The organism is Enterobacter sp. MGH 33 (genome assembly GCF_000534535.1).
GTDB classification, from domain to species: Bacteria; Pseudomonadota; Gammaproteobacteria; order Enterobacterales; family Enterobacteriaceae; genus Enterobacter; species Enterobacter hormaechei_C.
The window spans coordinates 1-5,016 of the sequence record NZ_KI973215.1 but is presented as its reverse complement, the minus strand read 5'-3'; the positions used below and the strand labels follow the sequence as shown (position 1 = coordinate 5,016).

The 5,016-nt window shown below is 54.9% G+C and carries 4 protein-coding genes and 2 pseudogenes; 5 read left to right on the top strand and 1 reads right to left on the bottom strand.

Annotated elements, in window-relative coordinates:
• Positions 1–89 (bottom strand): annotated as a pseudogene (locus tag L379_RS26475) (replication initiation protein); the annotation flags it as partial.
• 647 nt (positions 90–736) lie between these two features.
• Between L379_RS26475 and L379_RS00020 the strand changes: the two are divergent.
• The 5 genes and pseudogenes from L379_RS00020 (at position 737) to L379_RS00025 (ending at position 4,651) form a co-directional block, all read left to right on the top strand.
• Positions 737–1,060 (top strand): MobC family plasmid mobilization relaxosome protein, encoded by a 324-nt coding sequence (locus L379_RS00020; RefSeq protein WP_021243036.1) that lies wholly within the window; start codon positions 737–739, stop codon positions 1,058–1,060.
• A pseudogene (locus tag L379_RS26470) lies at positions 999–1,703 on the top strand (relaxase/mobilization nuclease domain-containing protein); the annotation flags it as partial. The gene L379_RS00020 and the pseudogene L379_RS26470, both read left to right, overlap by 62 nt.
• A gap of 34 nt (positions 1,704–1,737) precedes the next feature.
• On the top strand, positions 1,738–2,229 hold the full coding sequence (locus L379_RS26025; RefSeq protein ID WP_047720453.1) for an MbeB family mobilization protein: 492 nt from the start codon (positions 1,738–1,740) through the stop codon (positions 2,227–2,229).
• A 6-nt stretch (positions 2,230–2,235) separates the two neighbouring features.
• Positions 2,236–2,451: an MbeD family mobilization/exclusion protein gene (locus L379_RS26020; protein ID WP_021243037.1), complete on the top strand. Its 216-nt coding sequence runs from the start codon at positions 2,236–2,238 to the stop codon at positions 2,449–2,451.
• 895 nt (positions 2,452–3,346) lie between these two features.
• Positions 3,347–4,651: a methyl-accepting chemotaxis protein gene (locus tag L379_RS00025; RefSeq protein ID WP_007899670.1), complete on the top strand. Its 1,305-nt coding sequence runs from the start codon at positions 3,347–3,349 to the stop codon at positions 4,649–4,651.
• The last annotated feature ends 365 nt before the right edge of the window (positions 4,652–5,016 follow it).

Sequence of the window (5,016 nt, the reverse complement as noted above, 5' to 3'; positions counted from 1 at the left end):
GGCGCTTTGTCGTGTTTTTCCGGATTGGACTCAAGTTGATAGTTACCGGATAAGGCGCAGCGGTCGGACTGAACGGGGGGTTCGTGCATACAGTCCAGCTTGGAGCGAACTGCCTTCCCGGAACTGAGTGTCAGGCGTGGAATGAGACAAACGCGGCCATAACAGCGGAATGACACCGGTAAACCGAAAGGCAGGAACAGGAGAGCGCACGAGGGAGCCACCAGGGGGAAACGCCTGGTATCTTTATAGTCCTGTCGGGTTTCGCCACCACTGATTTGAGCGTCAGATTTCGTGATGCTTGTCAGGGGGGCGGAGCCTATGGAAAAACGGCTTCGCCGTGGCCTTATCGCTTCCCTGTTAAGCTTCTTTCTGGCATCTCCCAGGAAATTTCCGCCCCGCCTGTAAGCCGGTACCGCTCGCCGCAGCCGAACGACCGAGCGCAGCGAGTCAGTGAGCGAGGAAGCGGAATATATCCTGTATCACATATTCTGCTGACGCTCCGCTGCTGCATTTTTCTCCTGCCACATGAAGCACTTCACTGATATTCGCATCCGTGCCAATATAGTAAGCCAGTATACACTCCGCTAGCGCTACGTGACTGGTTCAGGGCTGCGCCCCGAAACCCGCCAAAAGCCTGACGCGCCTGCGGCTTGTCCAACCCCGCGCCGACCGGGAAAGGCTTTCCCGCCCGTCCCGGCGTTATCAGGAGGCCGGTTTGTCAGAGAAACGGAACAAGATGCTCACCATGTGGGTGACGGAGGACGAGCACCGGCGGCTGCTTGAGCGCTGTGACGGCAGGCAGCTGGCGGCGTGGATGCGGCAGACCTGCCTGGACGAAAAACCTGCGCGCACCGGAAAGCTCCCCTCAATCTCGCCGGCGCTGCTGCGCCAGCTTGCCGGCATGGGGAATAACCTGAACCAGATAGCCCGCCGTGTTAACGCCGGCGGCGGCACCGGCCATGACAGGGTGCAGATTGTGGCGGCGCTGATGGCCATCGATGCCGGGCTTGAGCGGCTGCGGCACGCCGTTCTTGAGAAAGGAACGGACGATGATCGTTAAATTTCATCCACGTGGCCGCGGCGGTGGCGCCGGGCCGGTGGACTATCTGCTGGGTAAAGACCGGCAGCGTGAAGGCGCCAGCGTCCTGCAGGGGAAGCCGGAAGAAGTCCGGGAGCTGATTGACGCGTCGCCTTACGTGAAGAAATACACCTCCGGCGTCCTGTCGTTTGCGGAGGCCGATCTGCCTCCCGGCCAGCGGGAAAAACTGATGGCCAGCTTCGAGCGGGTTCTGATGCCCGGACTTGATAAAGATCAGTACAGCATTCTGTGGGTGGAGCACGAGGACAAGGGGCGTCTGGAGCTGAACTTTCTGATCCCCAATACCGAGCTGCTGACCGGCAGGCGGCTCCAGCCGTACTACGACCGCGCCGACCGGCCGCGTATCGATGCCTGGCAGACCATCGTGAACGGCAGACTGGGGCTGCACGATCCGAACGCGCCGGAAAACCGCCGGGCGCTGGTCACGCCGGCCGGACTGCCGAAAACGAAGCAGGAAGCCGCAGAAGCCATCACCCGTGGACTGCTGAGCTTAGCCTCGTCCGGGGAGCTGAAAAGCCGTCAGGACGTCACTGAGGCTCTTGAAGGTGCAGGTTTTGAGGTGGTGCGTACAACGAAAAGCAGTATCAGCATTGCCGACCCTGACGGGGGGCGAAACATCCGACTGAAGGGAGCCATCTATGAGCAGTCTTTTAACGCTGGCGAAGGACTTAGAGCAGCAATCGAAAGCGCAGCAGAAGAGTACCGGCGAGATGCTGAAAGCCGCATTCAGCGAGCACGAGCAGTCTGTCAGAGCGGAACTGAACGCAAGCGCGAGGAGAATCAGCGACGCCATCAGCGCCCACGAGCAGAGTATGAGCGAGGCGATGGAGAAAAACCGGCGGAGCGTGTTGCTGACGGCCGGGAGGACATGGCTCACCATCCTGATGGTGTCAGCGCTGCTGATCGCCACGAGCGGGAGCATTCTGTGGTGGCAGGGGCAGCAGATAACCGACAATTACACGCATCTTCGTCAGCAGGAAGATACCCTGGCGAAAATGACCGCCCGGACGTGGGGAGTGCGCTATCAGGAGAGCAGCGACGGCCGGAGGTTTCTTATCCTGCCGCCGGGGATGCAAGCCGAAGCCATCCCCTACGACGGGACGACATGGATCCGCCTGAAACAGGAGTAGCGGAAAATGACAGAGCTGGAAAAGCAGTTGCTGAGCGTATTAGAGCAGCTACAGCAGGACTACTCGCAAAGGCTGGACGAATGGGAGAGCGCCTTCGCGGAATGGCGGAGCATGTGTGGTCTTATGCAACGGGAGAACGCGGTGCTGAACGAGCGCGTGTCGGACTTGAGCACGCAGGTGCTGAGTTTAAGCGAGCAGCTGCGCCGCTTGTCCGGGAACTGAATGCCATCGAGGAGAAGGCTGCACTGGAGTATCAGCGTCAGAACGAGCTGGAGCTGACGCTCCGACAGAAGCAGAAGAGTTTCGATGGTCCGAAGATGAGGTGACAGCCCGCACGAAGAAGGGCTCATCGCGTTCCTGCTAAATAGGCTGACTACCGGAATGGTAGTGACTTATCCCGGAGGAAGTGATGAAAATTCTCAACGTTATTGAAGCCCTGCTGAACTGTTTTTACCTGGTGATGGAGCTGTGTGAGTTGCCGGAGAGGCATTTGCCGGTTTTTAAGGCGTTCGCGCTGATTTTAGTGTGACTTTACGCTGCATGCATCTGGCTGCATGACTATGCATCAGTGTAATATCCAGCGGCTGCGTTTTTGGTGTTTTTTCGTCATGTCTGTCGCCACTTTCTCGCGTCTGGCACCGGAAACGCAGCCAACCCCGTTTCTGCGGTGCGGGCAAGGGGTGTTATGTTAAAAGCCGAGGTCTGGCGGATACGGAAAAAATTATGCCCGCGGCAATCCGGCCGATACTTAAATTATCCTTCACAAAGGATGTGCTGCGATCCAGGCAGTTGAGTGTTTTCCGGCTCCCGGATGGGAGCCATTTTTTTGCCTTCTGATGCCTGTTAATTCATGCGGAGCTGCGCTGGTTCTTCCAAGATTGATAGACGCCAGCTTCTCTGCTGGAGCCGGCGGATTTGCCGTAAATATGAACATTTTCTTATTGTTCAGCCCGCTAAAGATGGCGGGTTTTTTACGCGTGAAATCCGGAGCCGGACATCATGCCGGCATGGCTGAATAGCGGGCTTTTTCCCGCCCTGTCGCAGTAATATATAACGCTACATAAGGAGTAGCCGATAACCATGGCAGTACTTACATTATCCGGGCAATCTGATTCATATGTTTTCACTTAAAAATATGTTCTCCCTGAACCTCCAGCGATCAGCCATTTCGTATGACGCAATTTGTCAGAATAAGCCTGTCATTGAGTTCAGTCCGGAGGGGGTGATAAATAAAGCCAGCCCGCTTTTTCTCTCCACTATGGGGTACAGGGCTGATGAAATAATCGGTCACCACCATCGTATATTCTGCCCGCCCTCGCTGGTAAGTTCACCGGAATACAGCCAGTTCTGGCAGCGCCTTGCCAGGGGAGAAAGCTTTAGTGGCAAGTACCTGCGGCTGGCAAAGGGAAATCGTTCCGTATGGCTTGAAGCCAGTTATATCCCCGTTTCTGACAGGCGCGGCCGTGTTATCAGAGTCATTAAAATTGCTGCCGATATTTCTGAGCGCGTGCATTCTGCTCTTGAGCAGGAAGCAGTTGTAAATGCCATAAACCGTTCTATGGCCATCATCACCTTCAATCCTGAAGGGATCGTGCTTGAAGCAAATGAAAATTTCGTCAATGCCACTGGCTATAAGCGGGATGAAATCATAGGTAAGCATCATCGTCTGTTCTGTGCCGAGACGCTTTACAAAAGTGATGAATACCGACATTTCTGGGAGAGTCTGAATCAAGGTGAGTTTTTTTCTGGTCTGTTTCCACGCCTTAACCGTCAGGGAGACCCTCTGTGGTTCCGTGCAACTTATAACCCTGTCTTTAACAGTGATGGGCAGCTTTATAAAATTGTGAAATTCGCTACAGATGTTACGGCTGATGTCCTGCGAAACCAGAGAGAGCAAGAGGCTGCTGTGCATGCATGGGATATGGCCGTGCAGACCCGAGAAAGTGCGCAGAACGGTGCCAATGTTATTGAAAATAGCATCCTTATGATTGACAGAATTGCGCAGGGGATGGGGGCTGTCTCCACCGATATCTCACGGCTCAACAATCAGTCTGAAAGTATTGACGATATGGTGGAAACCATCCGGAAGTTTGCCATGCAGACAAGACTTATTGCACTGAATGCCGCGATTGAAGCAGCAAGGGCTGGCGCATCCGGAAGAAGTTTTGCGGTTGTTGCCGCAGAAGTGCGTAATCTTGCGGCGAGCGTCAGTAGCGCGACTGAAGAAATTGAGCAAGTCGTGGCCAGCAATAGTCAACTGGCCAAGGATGTTCTCTGTGGCATTGAAAACAGCCTGATGAACACTCGGGAAGGGGTTACACTCATGCGCGAAGCGGGTGAAGTTATGACCAGCATTCAGAGGAATGCTGCAGGGGTTGAGACTGCGGTTAAGGATGTCGCCATTTCAGTTAAAGCCGGATAGGCCATGGTGCATATCCCCATATCTGTCGAACATCACAGATGATCTTCTTGAGATCCTTTCCGTTGCGTCGTAATCTCTTGCTCTGAAAACGAAAAAACCACCCGGCAAGGTGGCTTTTTCGAAGGTTCGCAAGAGTTGACGCTCTTTTGAACCGCGGTAACTGGCTTGGAGGAGCACAGTCACCAAAACTGTCCTTTCAGTGTAGCCTTATCGCACCCGAAACTTCAAGACTCTCCTCCTCTAAACCTGTTACCAGTGGCTGCTGCCAGTGGCGCTTTGTCGTGTTTTTCCGGATTGGACTCAAGTTGATAGTTACCGGATAAGGCGCAGCGGTCGGACTGAACGGGGGGTTCGTGCATACAGTC